Origin of the sequence: Methanobacterium sp. BAmetb5, from assembly GCF_003491305.1 — an archaeon.
In the GTDB taxonomy this organism is placed as follows: Archaea; Methanobacteriota; Methanobacteria; order Methanobacteriales; family Methanobacteriaceae; genus Methanobacterium.
The window spans coordinates 649,381-670,000 of sequence record NZ_CP022706.1 but is presented as its reverse complement, the minus strand read 5'-3'; the positions used below and the strand labels follow the sequence as shown (position 1 = coordinate 670,000).

Below are 20,620 nucleotides of genomic sequence, written 5' to 3'. Positions count from 1 at the left end.
GTAGGGCAGCGATTTATACAACTTCTCGAGGATCATCCCAAATTCGAGATCACCGCCCTCACTGCCTCCCAGCGTTCTGCAGGTAAAAAATATCAGGACGCAGTAACCTGGCACATGGATACCCCCATCCCGGAGTCAGTCCAGGACATGGTAGTAGTGGACACTGACCCCAACCAGGTTAAGGATGTGGAAATAGTCTTTTCAGCACTACCCGCAGATAATGCCGCAGTTGTTGAACCCAAATTCGCTGCAGCCGGTATGAAAGTTGCCTCCAATGCCAGTGCCATGCGTATGGAACCGGATGTTCCCCTGGTAATACCCGAGGTGAACCCTGAACACCTGGACTTAATTGAAACCCAGCAGAAAAACAGGGGATGGGATGGATTCATTGTCACCAACCCCAACTGTTCCACCATAGCCCTGGTAATGACCCTGAAACCCATATACGACCAGTACGATATAAGCCGGGTGTACGTGTCCACCATGCAGGCAGTTTCCGGGGCAGGTTACAATGGTGTGCCTTCCATGGCCATGATCGACAACCTGGTACCCTTCATTGGAGGGGAAGAGGAAAAAATGGAATCAGAAACCCTGCACCTTTTGGGTGATTTCGATGGTGAAAATGTGGAACCAGCCACCTTTGGGGTTAGCACCTCCTGCCACAGGGTTCCTGTGGTGGATGGTCACACTGAGGCAGTTTTCATGGAAATGGATGAAGAATTCCACCTGGATGATGTTAAAAAATCACTCCAGACATTCCAGGCACTGCCCCAAAAATTAAACCTGTACTCCGCGCCGGAACACCCCGTTATTGTCCGGGAAGAGGAGAACAGACCCCAGCCACGAATGGATCGTATGATGGGAAAAGGAATGGCCGTTACTGTGGGAAGAATCCGCCAGGATCCTGTGTTCCCCCGTAGCCTAAAATACGTCCTTCTGGGCCATAATACAGTTAGGGGTGCTGCGGGAGCATCTATACTTAATGCAGAACTTATTAACGAGATAATGTAGGAATTTACCTGCATTAATTCCTTTTTTTAGTTAGATTAATTTAAATCCCTAATATTTCCCTATTTTATTTGGAAATTGTTGTGGAGTTTTAATTTTTGTGGAAATAACTCCTGGTTTCGAAAAGAAATTTATATTCCAACTAACGGGGTCATATTCAACACCCAAAAAATATTATATGCTAACATTATAATTAATGATAATTATGTCTACATATGGGAATTTATCCTAATTTAGGAGGGAAATTATGAATATATCAAAAAAAATGTTGGGTTTGTTAGTTTTGGTCTGTATGGTTGTGGTGATATCCGGATGCACCACCAACACCAGCAATAATACTGGTAATTCGAATGCATCTGTTAATAATAGTACTAATGCCACGGCTTCTAACGATGTCAGTGTGGTTGTGAGTTATCCTGGTAGCTGGGCTGCTGATGTAAGTGGTACCTTCGGATACCGTTCGTTATCTGGTACTGGAGATCAAACCACCAATCTGGGTAGTGTTTCTGGATCAGTTACTATTTCTGCCCGAAAAACCGAGGGAGGCTCTGGAACTTTAACCACTTCCATAATGAAAGGTGGAAAAAATCTGGGCACAGCCAGCACCTCTGCTCCGTGGGGAGGGGCTTCTACCACGGCTATAATTTAAATCCCCCTCTTTTTTTATTTTTTTTATTTTGGAAACAAATAATACTGTTTTTAATGGGTATTTTAAATAACTAATAGTGTCTCCTAAATTTGTGATTGGGGGAGTGATACATAAATCCCAGATTTTTATCTCAAAACTTAAAAGCCTATTAATGCATAAATAAAATAAACTATAATGGTGATTGTAACCTATAATACAGTAAATTGTGTTGATAATAAAAAATCTTACTATCCACGTGATAACCATGGCCTTTTTGAAGGATACCGAGAGAGAGCAGTTGAGACAGCTGGTTAAAGCCTGTCTTTTAGAGATCAGCAAGTTGAAGATCGAACTTAAGAAATGCCAGAAGGAATCTTCAAAATCCATGATCCAGGAGCACGGCAAGCTTCAGGAATTGCAAATAAAACAGAATAAAGAAATCCAGAAGAAAGAAGCTGAAATCCAGAAATTACTCAATCAGCTGGAAGAAAAGGATTCGAAGATTGAAGAACTGCAGAAGGTTAAGGATCAGTTTAAACTCCTGACTCAAAAGCCTAAAAAAGATTTAACCTCCTTTCAATCCAACGTCTACCTCCTACTTCCGGATAGGGAGGATAAACTGGAAAATCTGTATGAATGGATCATTGACATGGGATTCACCGAGCTCACCCTCCAAAACTTTGAACACGCCCTCCGTAATCTGGAAAGGAAGGGGTACTATCGCTCCCAGGAAAGAGATGGTACTGTACTGTGGAAAAAGATAGATAAAGATTAATCTTGTCGGGTTTTTTACCATAAATGTTTTATTCATAAATGTGTTTATATTCATTTAAAGTACGGGTATAGGGGTTATTCTGCTTTATTCGGGTTAATATTGTGAAATTATAGTAAAATCCTCGGGAATTGTTGCAAAATACCAATTGGGGTCGATAATATCCTCCATTTTTTCCGTGGACCGGACTATAGCAAACTATTTATATAACCTCTAACCCACTGATCATTTACATAAAACAAATTGAGGTGATATTGTGGCACAATTAGGACAAGGACAAGGACAACCTATTATTATAATGCCTGAGGGCTCTTCTAGAGTTTTAGGACGAGATGCTCAGAGAATGAACATATTAGCCGGAAAAGTATTGGCTGAAACCGTAAGGACCACTTTAGGCCCTAAAGGTATGGACAAGATGCTCGTAGATGGATTAGGTGACATCGTAGTGACCAACGATGGAGTAACTATCCTCAAAGAAATGGACATCGAACACCCTGCTGCTAAAATGCTGGTAGAAGTAGCCAAAACCCAGGAAGACGAAGTGGGAGACGGAACCACCACCGCAGTAATAATTGCTGGAGAACTCCTCAAAAAGGCAGAAGGTCTCCTGGACCAGGACATCCACCCCACCATCGTGGCCATGGGATACCGCCAAGCAGCTGAAAAAGCACAGGAAATCCTGAACGTCATAGCCATCGATGCAGAAGACAGGGAAACCCTCCTGAAAGTGGCCATGACTGCTATGACTGGAAAGGGAACTGAAAAAGCCCGAGAACCACTAGCAGAACTGGTGGTTGGTGCAGTCAAACAGGTGGAAGACAACGGCGAAATCGACCAGGACCACATCAAAATCGAGAAGAAAGACGGAGCAACCATAGATGACTCCCAGCTCGTAAACGGTGTCATAATCGATAAAGAACCCGTACACCCTGGCATGCCTAAAAAAATAGAAGATGCCAAGATCGCTCTATTAAACAGTGCCATTGAAGTTAAAGAAACCGAAGTGGACGCTGAAATCAGAATCACCGACCCTGCCCAGATGCAGGCCTTCATTGAACAGGAAGAACAGATGATCCGGGACATGGTTAACAAAATCGCCGATGCCGGAGCCAACGTACTCTTCTGTCAGAAAGGAATCGACGACCTGGCACAGCACTACCTGGCCAAAGCAGGAATCATGGCTGTACGCCGAGTCAAAAAATCAGACATGGAAAAACTGGCCCGAGCAACTGGTGCCACTGTGGTCACCAACATCGAAGACCTGGACTTCGAAGACCTGGGACTCGCTGGCTCTGTAGCAGAAAAGAAAATCTCCGGCGAAGCCATGCTCTTCGTGGAAGACTGCAAAGACCCAAAATCAGTCACCCTACTCATCCGCGGTTCCACTGAACATGTGGTCGACGAAATCCAGAGGGCAATGGAAGACGCCATTGGTGTCGTAGCTGCCACCGTGGAAGACGGAAAAGTAGTAGCTGGTGGAGGCGCTGCAGAAATCGCCATAGCCAAAGGATTAAAAGAATACGCTGACACCATCAGTGGCCGTGAACAGCTAGCAGTATCTGCCTTTGCCGAAGCACTGGAAGTTGTACCTAAAACCCTGGCTGAAAACGCTGGACTGGACAGCATCGACGCTCTGGTGGACCTACGCGCAGCCCACGAAAAATCACTGTACATGGGCCTGAACGTATTCAAAGGTGAAGTAACCGACATGTACCGTGCCGGAGTCATCGAACCTCACCGAGTCAAAAAACAGGCTATCCAATCCGCAGCAGAAGCCGCAGAAATGATCCTAAGGATCGACGACGTCATTGCATCCACTGGTGCAGGTAAAGAACCTGACATGGGTGACATGGGCGGAATGGGCGGAATGCCTGGTGGAATGCCACCAATGATGTAAAGTCACCTGACTTTACCTTTTTTATTTTTTAAGCCATTGAACAGTATTTTTTAGCTATTTTACTCTCCTATCACAGTACTTTCCCTATTTTAACAAGTTTATCAAACAGCTCTTAACAATCGTTATTGATGTTTTAGGTCATCTTTTTATTTTAAAAATTGATGATAAGACTAAACTTTATTCTGTATGAAAAATAAAGAAATATACAAAGCTCTCGAGGTTTAAAAAATGTTTGGACGAAAACCATCTTCTAAATCTGAATTTGACCGGGATCCACAATCCGCATACGAAATGATCCAGGAAAATGTGGACAACCCTGATTTTATACTGCTGGATGTTAGAACCCCCCAGGAGTTTTCCCAGTCACATATTAAGGATGCTAAACTCTTGGACTTCCAGGCCCCTGATTTTAAAACCAAAGTACAGGAACTGGATAAGAATAAGACCTACCTGGTTTACTGCCGTTCGGGAATGCGCAGTGCCGGCTGTGCCGATACCATGAAATCCCTGGGCTTTAACAAGGTTTACAACCTAGTGGGGGGCATAATGGCCTGGGAAAGAGAGGGATTACCAGTAGAGTAAAATAAATATTTTTTTTTAAATAAGGATTATTTTTTCAAATAATGATATTTTTTTCAAATAAAAAAATAGAAAATCACTAAAAAAGAAGATAATAAAATTTTGAGAAGAATCTGACCAGATTCTTCTCCTTTGAGGGGTTATTCGCGGCCAAAGATATGCACGGCAGCAGTACCACCGGTACCACCAATATTCTGAGTCATACCTATTTCTATACCGTCAACCTGTCTTTTACCGGCTTCTCCACGTAGTTGCCATACTATTTCTGCAGCTTGAGCGATTCCAGTGGCTCCTAACGGGTGTCCTCGTGCTTTAAGCCCTCCGGATGGGTTTACTGGTATGTCACCATCAATGGCAATTAAACCATCTTCTACAGCCTGACCACCCTGTCCTTTTTCCACGAATCCCAGATCTTCAATGGCTAAAACTCCATTGATGCTGAAGCAATCGTGCACTTCCACAGCATCTATGTCCTTTGGTCCCACTCCGGCCATATCATATGCAGTCCGGGAGGCATGCACTGTGGAGTCAATGGTGGTGATATCCCTGCGGTCATGCAGGGCAATGGTACCTGAAGCCTGGGCCGAGGCCTTAACATAGATGGGGGTGTCAGTGTACTTACGGGCATCCTCAGCTGGGCAGAGTATAACTGCCGCTGCACCATCAGTTACTGGTGAACAGTCCAGTAAGCGTAGGGGTTCAGCCACCATACTGGAGTTTAAAACCTGGTCCACACTAATCTCAAATGGGAACTGGGCCAAAGGGTTTAATGCCCCGTTTTTGTGGTTGTTAACACTGAACATGGCCAGCTGTTCCCTGGTGGTTCCGTACTGGTGCATATGTCGACGGGCCATCATGGCGTAGAGTGAGGGGAAGGTAACTCCCTGCTGAGCTTCCCACTCCTGGTCAGAGGCAGTGGCAATGGCCGGGGTAGGGTCCACTACATCGGTCATCTTCTCCACACCGGCGGAGATAACCACATCATGGTAGCCAGAGGCCACAGCCATGATCCCGTTTCTAAGGGCTAAACCACCGGATGCACAGGCTGCTTCTACCCGGGTACAGGGTATGGGGGTTAGACCAGAATGGTCAGCAATAAGGGAAGCTATGTGCTCCTGTTGTATGAATAAACCGGCAGTCATGTTTCCCACGTACATGGCTTCCAGTTCTGCTCCCTCAATTTCTGCATCGGCAACAGCCTTCATTCCTGCTTCAGTAATCAGATCCCGAAAGGATACGTCCCACAGTTCTCCGAATTTGGTCTGTGAAACTCCAATAATTGCAACATCTCTCAATTTAACATTCCTCCATTACTAGATAATCCTCAATTTTAACGTGGAGTTAATCCTGCCATCCTCAGTTTTCCTTTGAACTTGGCGTATACAGCGTAGTCCACATATTCCTTGTTCTGGATCATGTCCTGGACCTTAGGGGCCAGGTCACGGGTTTCCTCAATTTTATCGTTAACTGTGATACTGAATGCATCACTACCTGCACCGGAACCATAAGAAACAGCGAAGATACGTTCTCCAGGCTGGGCAATGTCCAGGATGGCGGCCAGTCCCAGTGGTGTTGCACCGGAGTAGGTGTTACCGATCATGGGGGTTAAGAGTCCGGTTTTATATTGTTCTTCAGTGAAGCCCAGTTTCTTGGCGGCCCTTATGTAGAATTTACCATTGGGCTGGTGGAAAACAGCATGGTCATAGTCCGATGCGTCGGTGCCCATCTTTTCCATCATACCTTTAGCTCCAGAGAGCACATGTTTGAAGTAGGCTGGTTCACCAGTGAAACGTCCTCCGTGGCGGGGGTAGGGTTTTCCTTCCCTACGATAAAAGTCAGGGGTGTCGGTGGTGAAACTGTAGGTACCTTCAAAGTCAGCTACAGTATCTTTGGATCCAATAATATATGCTGCTCCACCTGCAGAGGCAGTGTACTCCAGTGCATCGCTGGGAGCACCCTGAGCAGTGTCAGCACCAATAGCCAGACCATATTCCACGTTGCCGGCATCTACCAGTCCCATACAGACCTGCATACCTGCAGTACCAGCTTTACATGCGAATTCCAGGTCCGCTGCTGTAAGATCAGGGCTGGCCTCCACAGCTTCAGCCACTATAGTTGCCGTGGGCTTAACTGCATAGGGGTGTGATTCTGAGCCAACGTAAACTGCTCCAATTTTTTGCGGGTCAATGTTTGCTCTTTTAAGTGCATTACGGGCGGCCTCCACTGATATGGTGGCGGTGTCTTCGTCTGATGAGGGTACTGATTTTTCGTTAACCACCAGTCCCCGGGAAACTGCCTGGGCATTGTCTCCCCAGACCTTTGCAATCTCTTCAACCTTTATACGGTATGAAGGTATGTAAACTCCATATCCTACTATTCCTGCCATATTAAATCACAACCGTCTCAATAGTATTACTGATTTTTTCGTGTTGAGTTATTTCTTTAGTTTTGAACTATATACAGAATTTATAGTTAGTCTAATCAATGTTTAACTTGTATTTTCCTTACAATCCTTCTGTATATTAAAAAAAATTATTGTAATTAATGGTAGGCCGATACCAGTTTATATACTTATGTGTGTCATGGGTGGAGATGGTACCATTTCCGCCAGAACCATTATCTCTCAAGTATTTATGGGATATAACTAATAAAGTAAATGTAATGCAAGTTGAGGATAAGCAGAAACTTAGAAAGATGATATGGGGAGTTCTTGAGGATAATGATCATTTAAGAACTTCCAAATCATGTTTTGGGAGAATCCCAAACTTCAAAGGAGCATATCAGGCCGCTGAAAGATTAAGAAAGACCAAAGAATGGCAGGATGCCCTGACGGTTTTCTCCAGTCCAGATTCAGCCCTGGTTGATGTTCGTAGGAACGCCCTGGTGGATGGTAAGTTACTGATAATGGCCACTCCCAAACTCAGTGAGGGATATATACTCTTGGATCCCGGGAAGATCAGGGGTCATGAGGAAACTGCATCCACCATTAACGGTGCCTTCCAGTTGGGACAGAGCATTAAAAGCTTCCGCCAGGTTGACCTGGTGGTGGAAGGCTCCCTGGGCGTGGATCTTCAGGGCAACCGCCTGGGAAAAGGAAAGGGATTTGCTGACCAGGAACTGGCATTTCTAAAACAAGAGAAATGTATTGGGGCGCAAACACCCATCTGCACTCCGGTACATCCCCGACAGATAGTGGGTCAGGTGCCAGTGGAAGAACATGATGAGAGTATAAACATGATCACCACTCCTGAAATGGTTATAAGGATGGATATTATATCTTTAGTGGATTTTTAAGTCTAAAAAACATTTCACCATCAATTTTATTAAAAAATTAAAAACTTAACAAAATAGATTTGTTAGAATTTCCCTGAGAACTTCTAAAGTAATTCCCAGAATCTTTCCATGTCCAGTTTTTTCACATCTTCAAGGGTTCCCATACCATATTTTTTGTAGAGAAATTTCCAGTCCTGGTCTATGAGGAATTCATGGAACTCTTCCGGGGTGAATGATCTTGGGTTGGTTTTCATATCCTCCAGTTCCATTATACAATTTTTCAAAAGTTCCTCAGAGTCATCCAGCTCCAGGAGTTTATTTAACCATCCAACCGGTGTTTTTTTATCTTTTAAGTTAATCCCCTGGTAGTAAAAGTTTTTATATCCTTTTTCCTGGGAAATGAATCTCCTGATGATCAACAGCTTTTCCTGAAGTTCTTCTATCTCTTGAGCAGTAAGGTCCACACACCCACCATCCATTTATTCACTCTGTTTAGCTATCAAGTCCCGGATACTATCCCGCTTACGATAAGCCATCCCCTGGAATATGGCCACCAGATCACCGGTTTCATCGTATATATCCACGGTGTAACTGGCAATTCTCCCTCCACTGGATAGTTCACGGGCCTTCGCAGTCAGTTTCCCGCTTGACACCGCTTTAAGGTAGGATATATTGGCATTGATGGCCACGGTAACTGTTCCATGGGAATTAGCTGCCAGGGCGAAGGTAAAATCACCAAGGGTGAACAAAGCCCCTCCGTGAACAGTTCCCACCCCATTAAGGTGCATTTCATCCACTTCCATGGTGGCAGTGGCCTTTCCGGGGGAAACACTCACCACTTCAATGTTACTCAGCTGGGCATAACGGTCCTTCTCAAAGAATTTCAAGATTTCATCCATTTTAAAACCTTACTTCATTTTTTTAAACATTCCTTCAATTTAAGATTCCTACTCATTTTAAAAAATCTAATATCTGTTTGGTAAATGAATCAGATAATCAGATATTATTTATAAATAAACTCATTTTAAATAAACTTATATTCCCGGGGAGTAGTGTCATATTTATAAAAAATGGAATTAATAATCCCTATCCACTTTTTTAGAGTTAAAAAGTTACACCTTCAGGATATATAAGAAAACATGAAAGCCATGCTACTACGGGTAGGGATTGATAAATCCAGTGACGGAGTTCTGGCTCCCATATTTCTGGATGGGGGCTTTGAATACATCCCTCTATCAGAAAAAGATGAAAAATCAACTGAAAACCGCACCTACCATGATTTAACTGGAACTAACGGAAAATTACTCTCCAGTTACTTACCTTCCCGAGTGGCCCAGCGTAAGGTTCACTTGGACCCAGAATTTACTACCTTCACCTACGGAGATGTGGGTCGAAAGGCAAGTTACCTTTTAAAACTTGATCCTGGTGATTTACTGGTGTTCTACATGGGTTTAACCCCACTTAAAGCGGGCGGATATCCAGAAGCCCTATATATAACTGGTTATTTTACAGTTAAAGAGGTTCTGGATTTTAAAAACATTCCCCTTTCCCAGGTAAAGGAAATACAGGAAAAATATCCCCACAACTCCCACCTCAAACGAAGATCAGATGAAAACAGTATGGTACTGGTGGTGGGGGACTCTGAAAAAAGCAAACTACTGGATAAAGCAATCTTAATCAGTGCAAAAAAGTTGAACAAGTTAGGCCGAGCCTATCATGCTGTTTCCCCATCCCTGGAAAAACTGCTGGGTATTAAAGGTTCTATCCAGCGGAGCATCCCCCCACGCTTTATAGAGGATCCAGATAAAGTGGATAATCTCAGGGAACTATTGGGTTTGTATTTACTTTAATTTTGGGTTTTCTTTTGTAGAACACAGCCAGCCCACCTTCTGATGTTTCCCGGTAATGTTTTTTTAAGTCCCTTCCAGTTTGAGCCATGGTACACACCACTTCATCAAAGGAAATCAGGTGTCTTCCATCGGAAAACAGGGCGTAGGAAGCACAGTCCATGGCTTTGACTGCGGCAATGGCGTTTCGTTCTATACAGGGGATCTGAACCAGGCCCATGATTGGATCACAGGTAAGTCCTAAATGATGTTCCATTCCCATTTCTGCTGCATATTCTATTTGATGGGCAGTTCCACCCAGAAGCTGGGTAGCTGCCCCGGCAGCCATAGCACACGCTGTACCTATTTCCCCCTGACATCCCACTTCAGCTCCAGATATGGAAGCATTCTTTTTAACTAGATTTCCTATGATTCCTGCGGTTGCCAGTGCCCTTAAAAGCTTTTCATCAGTGACTTTATAAAAATCCCTTATAAAAAAGAGTACTGCGGGTAGTACACCGGCTGATCCACAGGTAGGGGCAGTAACTATTAAATTTCCACTGGCATTTTCTTCGGCTACTGCCAGGGCATAAGAAAATATGGTTCCAGTATTTTCTAAAAATAGTTTGGACTGGGTGGCCCGGGTATAGTACTGTGCTGCTTTTCTTCTTAAATTAAGTCCCCCGGGAAGAACACCCTCTGCTTCGATTCCTCGCTTTATTGATTCACCCATTACCCTGAGAACTTCTTTAAGGTACTGCCAGATTTCTTTCCCTTCGTATTCTTCAACATAGTTCCATAAGGTTTTACCATCACCTTCGCATTGTTTTAGAAGTTCTGCCATGTTTTTGAAGGGGTAGATATCCTTTGAACTATCCGGGCTGCAGGTTTCTTTAAGAGCACCTCCCCCCACACTGTAAACAAGCCATTCTTCCAGGATCTTTCGGTCAGCATCAAAGGCTTCAAAGAGTAGTCCGTTAGGGTGCAGTGGAAGTTCTTTTTCCTTTTTCCAAATAATCTGACATTTTACATGACTCAAACCGGAGTTTATAGCGTGATCAGTTAAATGTCCTGATCCAGTAGCTGCCAGGCTTCCAAACAGAGTGACCCGGTAATTATCTGCGGAAGGGGTTCGGTTTTTAAATATTCGTGCCGCATTGTAAGGTCCCATTGTATGGCTGCTGGATGGTCCCATACCTATTCTGTAGAGTTCTTTTAGAGATTTCATAGGTACTATCCTAAGTTCTTAGTTAAATGACTTTAAATCGGGTAATAAATAGAACCAGGTACTATTCCAAACGTATATATTATAAAAATTTAAAGTTTAACTATATAAAAATTTCTATTTAATTTGTTTTAATTTCTCCGGAAAATACTGGGATAATGTTTGGCTATTCTCGGGGATGGTGTGATCTTACTGGATCATACCGGACCAATTCTAAAAAAATTTTAGACACTATCTCCATAAATAATCCCATGCATAATCATAAGGTGGCTGCCCTCCTCAACCGGGTGGCGGATTATCTGGAGATGGATGATGTTGATTTTCGCACCAAAGCCTACCGCAGGGCAGCCCACACCATTGAAACCCTCAGTGTGGACATAACCCAGATAAGGAAACAGGGAAAGCTGCAAAAACTCCCCGGGGTGGGCACCCATATCGGGGTTAAAATTGAGGAAATACTGGACACCGGGAAACTGGAGTACCTGGAAAACCTTAAGGAGCAGTATCCCGTGGACCTGGATTCATTGATGTCGGTGGAGGGGTTGGGCCCCAAGAAGATAAAACTCCTGTACCATGAACTGGGAATAACCAACCTAGATGAACTGGAAAGAGAGGGTAAACGTCATCATATTCGTAGACTGAAGGGTATGGGTGCTAAAACCGAGGCTAAAATTTTACAGAACCTGGAATTTGCCCGGAAAAGTACAGGTAGGCAGTTACTGGGAGAAGTAATGCCCCTGGCTAGCAAGATCAAAGAGAAAATCGCTGCCCTAGAAGAAGTGGACCAAGTGATGATTGCCGGTTCCATACGCCGCTGCAAGGAAACGGTGGGAGATATTGATGTACTCACGGTAACCAATCATCCCGAGGAGGTAATGAATTTCTTCACCCAGATGGATATAGTTGAGGAGGTAGTGGTAAAGGGACACTCAAAATCAACAGTCAGACTCTTCAATGGAATGGATGCGGATATAAGAGTTTTCAAGGCCGATGAATTCGGTTCAGCCTTGGTGTACTTCACTGGTTCCCGGGAATTCAACATCAGCCTGCGGAAAATCGCAATTTCCAGGGATATGAAGCTCAACGAGTACGGTGTATTCCACCAGGAGGAGAGGGTGGCCGGGGCAACTGAGGAAGATGTTCTTAAGGCCCTGGGCCTGGATTACATTCCACCCGAACTCCGGGAAAACACCGGGGAGATCGAAGCATCCCTTGAGGGAAAACTCCCCCAACTGGTCGATTATCATGATATAAATGGTGATCTGCACGTGCACACCAACTGGAGTGATGGAAAATCAAGTATCATAGAAATGGCCACCGGGGCAGCCGGAAGAGGTTACGAGTACCTGGCTATCACCGACCACACCACCCTCCCCGTGGCCCGTGGACTGAATGAAAAGAGATTGAAACAACAGATGGATAAAATAGACCAGGTAAACTCCCAGCTAGACGATATAGTCCTGTTGAAAGGTGCGGAGGTAAACCTGGATTCTGAGGGGAACCTGGACATGCCCCAGAATTTACTGGAAGAACTGGACCTGGTTGTGGCTTCGGTACACTACGATCTCCATCAGGACCCGGAGAAAATGAACATGAGAATAGGGCAGGCCCTGGAAAACGAAGAGGTAGATATACTGGCCCATCCCACTGGCCGCAAAATTAAAGAAAGACAGCCATCACCCTTAAATATTGAAAAATTATTGGAGAAAGCCAGTGATACTGGAACCATTCTGGAAGTGAACTCCCAGCCCAAAAGGCTGGATTTGAAGGATATGCACATTAAAATGGCCATTGAATATGGCTGCCAACTGGCTGTAAACAGTGACGGTCACCATGTTGATAGTTTAGGTTTCATGGAACTGGGTGTGGCCACTGCCCGCCGGGGATGGGCTCAGAAAAAGGATATAGTAAACACACTTCCCCGCAAGAAGTTGTGGAAAAAATTAGGGTTGAGTTAAGACTTAATCTCTCATGATGCTGGATTTTCTTAATTGAAACGGATTTAGTCTATCATGATTTAGTTGATATCCGTTTAATCAGTCTAGATTTATCTGATATTGATTTAATCTTCCTGATCTGCACACTGGTGAAGTAAGGAGAGTATCCGGGCCAGAGTTACCACATCCTCCCTGTTATGCTCAATTATAGGTACCAGTGGTCCGATATTTCCGGTTTCACGGTAGGTGAGGTAAAACTCCGGTACGTGGCTGCTGGGGACATCATCCTCTCTTTCCACGCCGAACAGGTATTTTTCTAAAGTTTGCAGCCGGCAGTTAGGAAGCTGGTTGCTCCACTGCCTCCGGGAGTAATAGAGGAGGTCCAGGTGCTGGGAATTCAGGGTTTTTTCCATATGGTGGAAGCGCATCCTGCTTTTAATGAAGGGAACATCAAAACTACGGCCATTGAAGGTCACGTAAACATTATCCTTTTCCTGATGGGAGAGAAAACCTTCCAGTGCTGCTTTTTCTTCCTTTAAATCCCTTAAAAGGTATTGTTTCATGGTTAAACCATCACCATCCCCCTCGGCAACCCCAATAAGGATCAGGGGCACATCGGAAAGTCCCAGGGTTTCTATATCCATGAAAAGCATGTTTTCGGTACCGGAGAGTGATGATAAGAGGAGGTTCAATGGATGGGAGGCAGAGTACCGGGTGGATATCCAGTCAGTCAGTGCACAAACATCCCTACTTTCCAGTTTATCCAGGAGTTCACAGGCCGGGGAACCGTAGGAAGGATGTTCTTTCAAGTCATCCAGGGAATTGTAACCATTTTCTTTAAGTTTCCTTTCCTTTGCCTCACCAATCCCTTTAATCAGTTTAAGATCACTGGTCATGCATTCATTAACTCTCTTTTCAGTTAGTGTTTCAATTTCTAACTTTTCATGAGTGGTGAAACAGTAACATGAGCCACGAGTGGTCTCTAATTCTTCACCGTACTTCATATCTTCCAGTGATTTATCCTGGTATTCTTCCAGGAGTTTTTGTTTAAGGGCTTGGGGGTTATCTTCAACTTCATAGGCCATGGGCAGACTCCAAAAAGGATTTTTAATATTTTTATTATATCTTAATTAGGGTAAAAAATTACTCGAATATAACCATTTTCAAGTAATGGTTTAGATCTAATCCTATTTTAAAACCATCCCCTTATTTATGATTGTAGGACCATATATAGCAGTATTATTAATTTGATCTCTAAACTGGGGAGGGGAAAATTTAAAAAATATCTCTTTATTCTGGTGGCACTGGTAGTTGGTTTTGGTTTTTTAATGGTTATAAGGGGATTCAGGAGAAGGAGGGAACATAAATTGATTCGGACTTTAATTCTGTACGAAAGCAGGTATGGGTCTACCTGGGAGGCCGCCCGGATAATTTCACTTATTCTGGGCCCTTCCCGGCGTATTCCGGTCTCCCAATTCACGGAAAAACACCGGGATTATGATTTCATTGTAATGGGTGCCCCTATTTACATGGGTAAAATACATCCCAAACTCCAGACTTTCATTGATAAAGAGAAAGAATGGCTCAATAAGAAGAACATTGTTCTGTTCTGCACCTGTCTCGATGGTTCTGATGGCCTCCGGGTTCTCCGGAAAGTGGAGGATAATCTGGGTGGCCGGGTGATGGAACTGGGTGTTCTGGGAGGGCGCCTGGAAATGGACCGTTTAACTGAAGAAGATTTTAAGGCACTGAAGGAGTACCTCTCCCAGGTGGGTCTACCGCCTCAGGGTATGGATTTATTTAGCCAGGACGAAGTGGTTGACCTGGCACTACGCCTGATTGATGTCCGGGACACACTTTTAAAGCAACTTCCCATGGAAAAGCTGAAGGAGGAAGTTGAAAGTTTTCTAAAGGAACACAATACTTGCACCCTGGCCACCAGCTCCCCTGGGCGGATAAGGGCCACTCCTCTGGAGTACCATTACAGTCAGGGCCATCTTTACATTTTGAGTGAGGGGGGAATGAAGTTCGCCAACCTTCTATCCAGTTCACGGGTTTCAGTCACGGTTTACGATGAATACAAGGATATGAAGAGTCTTCGGGGGATGCAGATAAGTGGGCAGGCTCTAGTGGTGGAAGATGCTGCTGAATACCGGCAGGCTGTGGAGATGAGGGGACTGGAAATGGAATTCATCCGGTCACTACCGGTGGATCTTAAACTCATCAGGGTGGACATGGAGAAGGTGGAATTTTTAAACTCAAAGTTTGAGAAGGATGGATACTCCACCCGGCAGGTTTTGAATTTTTAGGACTTCCATCAATAACCATAAACCTTTTCTTTTACCTTCCCATTTTTCATTTAATTTTTAATTAATCTTTTTTTCAACTTCACTCACCAGTGCCCCGCACAGTGTGAGGATTTGTTTTACTGGTGAAAATGAAAAATCTCTAAAACCACCCTAAATCACTCGTTGCATGTATGGGTAGTCCCTGAAAAACGGGGCATTTTAACAAAAATAGAATAACATCATATTGGTGCTTATGGTAAGTGCGTATTCTTCGTTAAACAATGCTATAACGAAGTAGGCATAATTTTGGAAGTAACATCATGAATCATTAGTATAAGTTCTTAATGAAAATTGAAAACATCCTTCATTTTCTTGGTTAAATCACAATTCAAGTGTTATTAAGAAAAAAAAATAAATATTTATTAACATTTTACCATTGTCCGTTGGTTTCTCCAGTAATGGCGTTTACATCCAGACTTCCCACATAGGTACCATCGGCCTGGTTAAGGGGTACATGCCACCATGGTGTCCCTTTAACTGTGTATAGTGTAGGGGTGCCTGCCACGTAGGTTTCGCCGAAATCCTCTTTTATGGCGTTGACTGCAATCTTCTGGGCCTGGGCTGCTGATATTTTCACCTTACTGGTGTCATTGGTTTTAACATGGTCATTATGGGTATGGCTACTTTCATTGTGAAGTGTAGCCCTAGTCGTGGTTTTAGCAATATTGATGGTGCCATCGGTGGAATTATTAACCGTCAAATTGGGCACACTGGAATTTTGAGTGGCCATAACATAGGCCACACCCGCAATGATCACTATTGCAGCCACAATCGATACAACAATTTTCCTATCCATTTTCTCACCTCTCAAATACTTAAATTTTAGATACAAATACCTTCAAACCTTATTTTTCAAATTAAACCTTATAATTCTAATTTACAATTTATATGCAATTTATATACATAACGGCCTAAATAGATAATAACCGTGATTTTACAACATAAAACTGGTAAAAAGGATATTTTTTAACATATGGTCCAATATGACAATTTCACATGTTTAATTGAGGGAATTAATATGTATATGGGGTGATTCTATGGATACTACCTATTTCCGTTTATTTTTTGAAAGCCCAGGAAACTTTAACCGAGTTAAAATCGTTAATTTACTTAACCATAGACCTTCTAACATCAATCAAATTTCTAAAGAGCTTAATCTGAATTACAGAACAGTTCAACATCATATTAAAGTACTTGAAGAAAATATGGTGGTTCAATCAGATAGCAATGGATATGGTGCTTTAATTTCCATTTCTGATGGATTTGATATAGATAAATTTATGGAAATCTACAATGCATCACTGGATGAATGTGTATTGGATGAAGATGTTATGAGAGAAAAGGTGCTTAAACTGTTGAAGTAAAATTTTCAACGTTAATATTAAAAAAACGTGAATGTAGACTGAAAATTATAAAAAAGAATCAAACTGTTTTTCTATCGAGGGATACAGTCTTTTTCCCGCCCAGGGGTACCGTCCCATAAGGTTAAATGAATGATTATATTATGTACTATAATAGGTGAATATCTTGAGATGTCCAAAGTGTGGAGTAGAATATCCTGAAAATTCTGACCGCTGCCAATTCTGCGGCAACCCTAAAAACCCACCATCAAATGTTAATGGTGGAAATGGGGTAAAATTAACCATAACTACAGTTGACCCCAATGCAAAAAAGAGCTATTTCATCTCCAAACTCCTGGGATTATTTGGAATAGTATTTTTCCTACCATTAGCAGTACTTTCTGGCGTATACCTCGTAACACGTAAAGAAAAATCTGCAAAATACTGGGGATTGGCATTCATACTCATCGGGGGAATTTTCTGGGCAATAGGAATAGCAATGGTTTACACCATGGGCTATGACAAATTCCTAGCAACTTACAATCTGACCAACTATAATTTTACCAACTACGGGCTTAAATTTTAATTTAAACCCTTTTTTACCCTACTATTTACAATTTATAGAACAGTGGAGATATTAAAATGGAAAAAATAATACTTGGCCTTCCTAAAGGAAGTTTAAACAACGTTAATCGGGGAAACACTTACCAATTATTTGTAGATGCCGGTTACGAGGTTCGTGGATACGAACCCGGTAAGGAAGAAAATGAAATCACTATCTTGAACGACCCGGAAATAAAAGGATTCCTCACCAGACCACAGAGCGCACCAGTGGAACTTAACCGCCAAATACTGGATTTGGCCATCATTGGAGAAGACTGGGTCCGGGAAGAATCAGTCAACGTGGAAGGAGAACTCATAAAAAAGGTGGGAGACCTGGACTACGGCCAGACCAGGTTGATAGTGGCTGTACCCAACGATGACCCCTATGAATCTCTTTCAGAGTTCTTCAGGGCCAACAAGAACCGGGAAAACCCCATACTATGTTTCACCGAGTACCCCAACCTGACCCGGCAGTTTTTCATGGAGAATGAGGGGTACCAGGAGTTATTCGGCCAGAGCAAACCCGTAGTCCAGATACGTGGTTTAAAGGATGGGGATAACGAAATGGTGCAGATCATCAACTCCGACGGTGCCACCGAGGTATACATAGCTAAGGGTGCCGATCTGGTGGTGGACAACACCCAGACCGGGAGCAGCCTCCGGAAGGCAGGGCTGAAGATCCTGGAAACCATAATGGAATCCAGTGCCGGACTATACGCCGGACCCAGTTGCACACCAGAAAAGGCTGAAAAAGCAAAAATAATCTTCGAACAGTTATTCGGGGCCATAAAAGCCAGGAAATATTTTGATGTGAAATTTAACATTGCCAACGAAAAAACAGACGAGGTTAAAGATTTCCTGCTCTCCAATGAATACTGCTCTGATGAACCAACCACGGTCCAGGGAACCAGCTTTTCCCAGGTTAACGTGCTGATCCCTAAAAATAAGTTTCCTCAAATGTTAAAGGGAATAAAAAGCTTTGGAGCATCGGCCATTGTCCGTCAGGATGTTAAACAGTACGTCCAGTAAAAATAGGATTAAGTTTATAGCCTCCTTAATGAAGGTTCTCTTTTTAAATATTTTTCATCAAATAAAATAGATATCACATTTTTTAGGTTAATCCCTGGATATTCTCCTTCATTTCAAATATCTATTGGACTTTATTAGTGTGCAGGAACCGTGTAATCTCCGATTTAATCTCTTCGTTATGACCTAATAATGGATGACCACCATCAGGCAAAGACAACAGGCGAGAGTGGGGAATTCTTTCAACCAGGGCCTGTGCATTTTCAGGGAGTGCTAAGGGGTCATCTTGGGCACTGATTATCAGTGTTGGGACTTGGATATCTTCAAAGGGATAGTTTTTGTCGTTAGAGCTGTTGAAGATCTCAGGGGATGAAGTGTAAATATCAAAAATGCTCCCCTTAACCCGTGCACTAACTGGCAGGAGACTGAATAGTAGTTCTCTAACTTCCGCCTCGTATTCGGGTGTGAGTGTAAATTCCTCAGGCAAACCAATCCATTCCTTATGAACCCGTGACTGGAAGTAGGTGATGGTTGCCCAGTAAATGAAATCATTTCTAAAGAATATATTGAATATAACCTTAGGCATGATGGGGCCCTTCCCCGGGGCTGCAGGAGAAACAAGAATAAGCGCGGAAACACGCTCGGGGTGGCGCAAGGCGAACTGGATAGATGATGCTGAACCGGCAGAATAACCAACCACAGCTGTTTTCTCGATATTCAGGGAATCTAAAAGGGAATCATAAACATCAGCCTGCATCGCTACACTCGCCTTCTCAGGTATAGATGAACGCAGATAACCAAACCGTGAAACCGATATAACCTGGAACTTTGCATCGATGGTCTTATTGGCCATCATCAAACCCTGATCAAAACCACCAGCATTACCATGCACGGCCAGTATAGGATAACCATTCCCGGTTATAGCATACTCGATTGATCCATAGTCCGTATCAATCACCTTGCTATCAAGGTTGTGGATATACTCCCTTATCCCTTGCATTTGACTATGGTAACGTGTCATTCTTGCACCACTACCTAATTATGTTTCACTACAAATGTCACGAAGGATTGTTAGTTCTTCAGTTTTTACAGCACTTTATGTTGGTTTCTCACATTAAATCCATGCATTCCATAAATCTATTCTTTTCTATTTTTCAACCAGGTCTTTAAGCTTTTTCAGGGCTTCCTGCCACATGTTCTGGTACATTTTTTTATAATCCGGGGGTATATCCATAACTGGAAATTGTTCAATCAGAACTTCAGTGGAACCATCTAACTCTTTTAAAGTGTAGTTTTCAAGGGCACCAGCATACACCGTAGCCTCTTTACTGCTAATATCTTCTTTGCCATCCTTTACCATACCAATGTTTTCAATTGATAAGAATTCGTAAGGCTTATTCTCTTTAACTCGGAATACAGTGCCGGATAGCTTTCCCGACTCATCCGGTGCGAGAAAAAGCATCTTACTTCCCTCACTCCAGTCGCCCACAAAATGAGAGCCGGGCATAAACACAGCAGTCCATAGGGGATATGTTTTCTCTCCCAGCATCACTTCCCACACTTTTTTCCGTGGTGCATCTATAACTATTGGGAAATCCAGTTTTTCCATAAATCAAACACTCCTTTGTGCATAGCTATTTTATTTTATCTCTTCTGATTTATCAGGCTATCTTCCCTCATACGCCTGCTTTAACTTATTTATATCCATTTTATACATCTGCATCATGGCCTTCATCACTCTCTGGGATTTCTCGGGGTCTGAGTCACTTAAGTATTCACCTAATAGATGAGGAATGATTTGCCAGGCTAAACCAAATTTATCCTTAACCCAACCGGGTCCCAGTTCCATTCCCCCCTCTTTAAGCTTCTCCCACAACCTGTCAATTTCTTCCTGAGTATCACAGTTCACGAATAACGACAAAGCTTCATTAAATTTGAATTGAGGATTATCATTTAATGCATAAAAATCCTGTCCTTCGAGCTGGAAAATAATCGACATAACCGATCCTTCCGGTCCTGGGCCTGATTTCCCGTATCGCACAGTATTTACTATCTTTGAATTTTTGAAAATGGAGATATAGAACTTAACTGCCTCTTCAGCTTTACTATCCTCAAACCATAAGAATGGTACAATCTTTTGCATTTTCAATCCCTCCTG

The 20,620-nt window shown here is 43.1% G+C and carries 22 protein-coding genes (1 of these 22 cut by a window edge); 12 read left to right on the top strand and 10 right to left on the bottom strand.

What is annotated here, in order from left to right; translation table 11 throughout:
* The 5 genes from asd to CIT02_RS03145 form a co-directional block, all read left to right on the top strand.
* A protein-coding gene (gene asd / locus CIT02_RS03165) for an aspartate-semialdehyde dehydrogenase (protein ID WP_292613934.1) crosses the window boundary here: on the top strand, positions 1 to 1,011 show its 3' portion. Its footprint begins 36 nt before the window's first position; 1,011 of the gene's 1,047 nt are visible here — the last part of the coding sequence; the start codon falls outside the window, past its left edge; it ends in the stop codon at positions 1,009 to 1,011.
* Between the two features lie 244 nt (positions 1,012 to 1,255).
* Positions 1,256 to 1,657: a hypothetical protein gene (locus CIT02_RS03160; protein WP_292613932.1), complete on the top strand. Its 402-nt coding sequence runs from the start codon at positions 1,256 to 1,258 to the stop codon at positions 1,655 to 1,657.
* Positions 1,658 to 1,901: 244 nt separating this feature from the next.
* Positions 1,902 to 2,411 carry a hypothetical protein gene (locus CIT02_RS03155; RefSeq protein ID WP_292613930.1) on the top strand — a complete coding sequence of 170 codons (510 nt, stop codon included), beginning with the start codon at positions 1,902 to 1,904 and terminating at the stop codon, positions 2,409 to 2,411.
* A 295-nt stretch (positions 2,412 to 2,706) separates the two neighbouring features.
* Entirely contained in the window at positions 2,707 to 4,305 is a 1,599-nt protein-coding gene (gene thsA, locus CIT02_RS03150) for a thermosome subunit alpha (protein WP_048073980.1), read from the top strand.
* A 228-nt stretch (positions 4,306 to 4,533) separates the two neighbouring features.
* The gene (locus CIT02_RS03145; protein WP_292613928.1) at positions 4,534 to 4,887 is read left to right on the top strand and encodes a rhodanese-like domain-containing protein; all 354 of its coding nucleotides are present in this window, start codon (positions 4,534 to 4,536) and stop codon (positions 4,885 to 4,887) included.
* A gap of 137 nt (positions 4,888 to 5,024) precedes the next feature.
* Here CIT02_RS03145 and CIT02_RS03140 read toward each other — a convergent pair whose 3' ends face one another.
* Together CIT02_RS03140 and CIT02_RS03135 are read right to left on the bottom strand one after the other, a co-directional pair.
* Complete coding sequence (locus tag CIT02_RS03140) at positions 5,025 to 6,179, bottom strand: thiolase domain-containing protein (RefSeq protein ID WP_292613926.1); 1,155 nt, start codon at positions 6,177 to 6,179, stop codon at positions 5,025 to 5,027.
* Between the two features lie 35 nt (positions 6,180 to 6,214).
* Entirely contained in the window at positions 6,215 to 7,270 is a 1,056-nt protein-coding gene (locus tag CIT02_RS03135) for a hydroxymethylglutaryl-CoA synthase (protein WP_292613924.1), read from the bottom strand.
* A 206-nt stretch (positions 7,271 to 7,476) separates the two neighbouring features.
* On the opposite strand from CIT02_RS03135, the gene CIT02_RS03130 reads away from it, so the two are divergent.
* Entirely contained in the window at positions 7,477 to 8,178 is a 702-nt protein-coding gene (locus CIT02_RS03130; protein WP_292613922.1) for a 5-formyltetrahydrofolate cyclo-ligase, read from the top strand.
* 83 nt (positions 8,179 to 8,261) lie between these two features.
* On the opposite strand, the gene CIT02_RS03125 is transcribed toward CIT02_RS03130, so the two are convergent.
* Positions 8,262 to 8,636: a hypothetical protein gene (locus tag CIT02_RS03125; RefSeq protein WP_292613920.1), complete on the bottom strand. Its 375-nt coding sequence runs from the start codon at positions 8,634 to 8,636 to the stop codon at positions 8,262 to 8,264.
* The gene (locus CIT02_RS03120) at positions 8,637 to 9,056 is read right to left on the bottom strand and encodes a PaaI family thioesterase (protein ID WP_292613918.1); all 420 of its coding nucleotides are present in this window, start codon (positions 9,054 to 9,056) and stop codon (positions 8,637 to 8,639) included.
* Between the two features lie 240 nt (positions 9,057 to 9,296).
* Between CIT02_RS03120 and CIT02_RS03115 the strand changes: the two genes are divergently transcribed.
* Positions 9,297 to 10,007: a hypothetical protein gene (locus tag CIT02_RS03115; RefSeq protein ID WP_292613915.1), complete on the top strand. Its 711-nt coding sequence runs from the start codon at positions 9,297 to 9,299 to the stop codon at positions 10,005 to 10,007.
* On the opposite strand, the gene CIT02_RS03110 is transcribed toward CIT02_RS03115, so the two are convergent.
* Complete coding sequence (locus CIT02_RS03110; protein ID WP_292613913.1) at positions 9,976 to 11,211, bottom strand: L-serine ammonia-lyase; 1,236 nt, start codon at positions 11,209 to 11,211, stop codon at positions 9,976 to 9,978. The genes CIT02_RS03115 and CIT02_RS03110 overlap by 32 nt on opposite strands.
* Before the next feature lie 155 nt (positions 11,212 to 11,366).
* Here CIT02_RS03110 and polX point away from each other — a divergent pair, with 155 nt between their 5' ends.
* Complete coding sequence (gene polX, locus CIT02_RS03105; protein WP_363124023.1) at positions 11,367 to 13,166, top strand: DNA polymerase/3'-5' exonuclease PolX; 1,800 nt, start codon at positions 11,367 to 11,369, stop codon at positions 13,164 to 13,166.
* Positions 13,167 to 13,270: 104 nt separating this feature from the next.
* Here polX and CIT02_RS03100 read toward each other — a convergent pair whose 3' ends face one another.
* Entirely contained in the window at positions 13,271 to 14,230 is a 960-nt protein-coding gene (locus CIT02_RS03100) for a ribonuclease H-like domain-containing protein (protein WP_292613911.1), read from the bottom strand.
* A gap of 282 nt (positions 14,231 to 14,512) precedes the next feature.
* Here CIT02_RS03100 and CIT02_RS03095 point away from each other — a divergent pair, with 282 nt between their 5' ends.
* On the top strand, positions 14,513 to 15,454 hold the full coding sequence (locus CIT02_RS03095; RefSeq protein WP_292613909.1) for a flavodoxin domain-containing protein: 942 nt from the start codon (positions 14,513 to 14,515) through the stop codon (positions 15,452 to 15,454).
* Between the two features lie 409 nt (positions 15,455 to 15,863).
* Here CIT02_RS03095 and CIT02_RS03090 read toward each other — a convergent pair whose 3' ends face one another.
* Positions 15,864 to 16,289, bottom strand: a complete 426-nt coding sequence (locus CIT02_RS03090; RefSeq protein WP_292613907.1) for a hypothetical protein — start codon at positions 16,287 to 16,289, stop codon at positions 15,864 to 15,866.
* A gap of 241 nt (positions 16,290 to 16,530) precedes the next feature.
* Between CIT02_RS03090 and CIT02_RS03085 the strand changes: the two genes are divergently transcribed.
* From CIT02_RS03085 to CIT02_RS03075, 3 genes are all read left to right on the top strand, one after another.
* The gene (locus CIT02_RS03085) at positions 16,531 to 16,857 is read left to right on the top strand and encodes a winged helix-turn-helix domain-containing protein (RefSeq protein WP_292613905.1); all 327 of its coding nucleotides are present in this window, start codon (positions 16,531 to 16,533) and stop codon (positions 16,855 to 16,857) included.
* 154 nt (positions 16,858 to 17,011) lie between these two features.
* Positions 17,012 to 17,419, top strand: coding sequence for a hypothetical protein (locus CIT02_RS03080; protein WP_394340418.1), 408 nt, complete (start codon positions 17,012 to 17,014; stop codon positions 17,417 to 17,419).
* 56 nt (positions 17,420 to 17,475) lie between these two features.
* On the top strand, positions 17,476 to 18,465 hold the full coding sequence (locus CIT02_RS03075) for an ATP phosphoribosyltransferase (RefSeq protein WP_292613901.1): 990 nt from the start codon (positions 17,476 to 17,478) through the stop codon (positions 18,463 to 18,465).
* Positions 18,466 to 18,586: 121 nt separating this feature from the next.
* Here CIT02_RS03075 and CIT02_RS03070 read toward each other — a convergent pair whose 3' ends face one another.
* The 3 genes from CIT02_RS03070 to CIT02_RS03060 form a co-directional block, all read right to left on the bottom strand.
* A complete protein-coding gene (locus tag CIT02_RS03070) occupies positions 18,587 to 19,483 on the bottom strand; it encodes an alpha/beta fold hydrolase (protein ID WP_292613899.1) in 897 nt (298 codons plus the stop codon).
* 126 nt (positions 19,484 to 19,609) lie between these two features.
* Positions 19,610 to 20,071 (bottom strand): SRPBCC domain-containing protein, encoded by a 462-nt coding sequence (locus CIT02_RS03065; RefSeq protein WP_292613897.1) that lies wholly within the window; start codon positions 20,069 to 20,071, stop codon positions 19,610 to 19,612.
* A 57-nt stretch (positions 20,072 to 20,128) separates the two neighbouring features.
* Positions 20,129 to 20,605, bottom strand: a complete 477-nt coding sequence (locus CIT02_RS03060; RefSeq protein WP_292613895.1) for a VOC family protein — start codon at positions 20,603 to 20,605, stop codon at positions 20,129 to 20,131.
* Positions 20,606 to 20,620 lie beyond the last annotated feature (15 nt).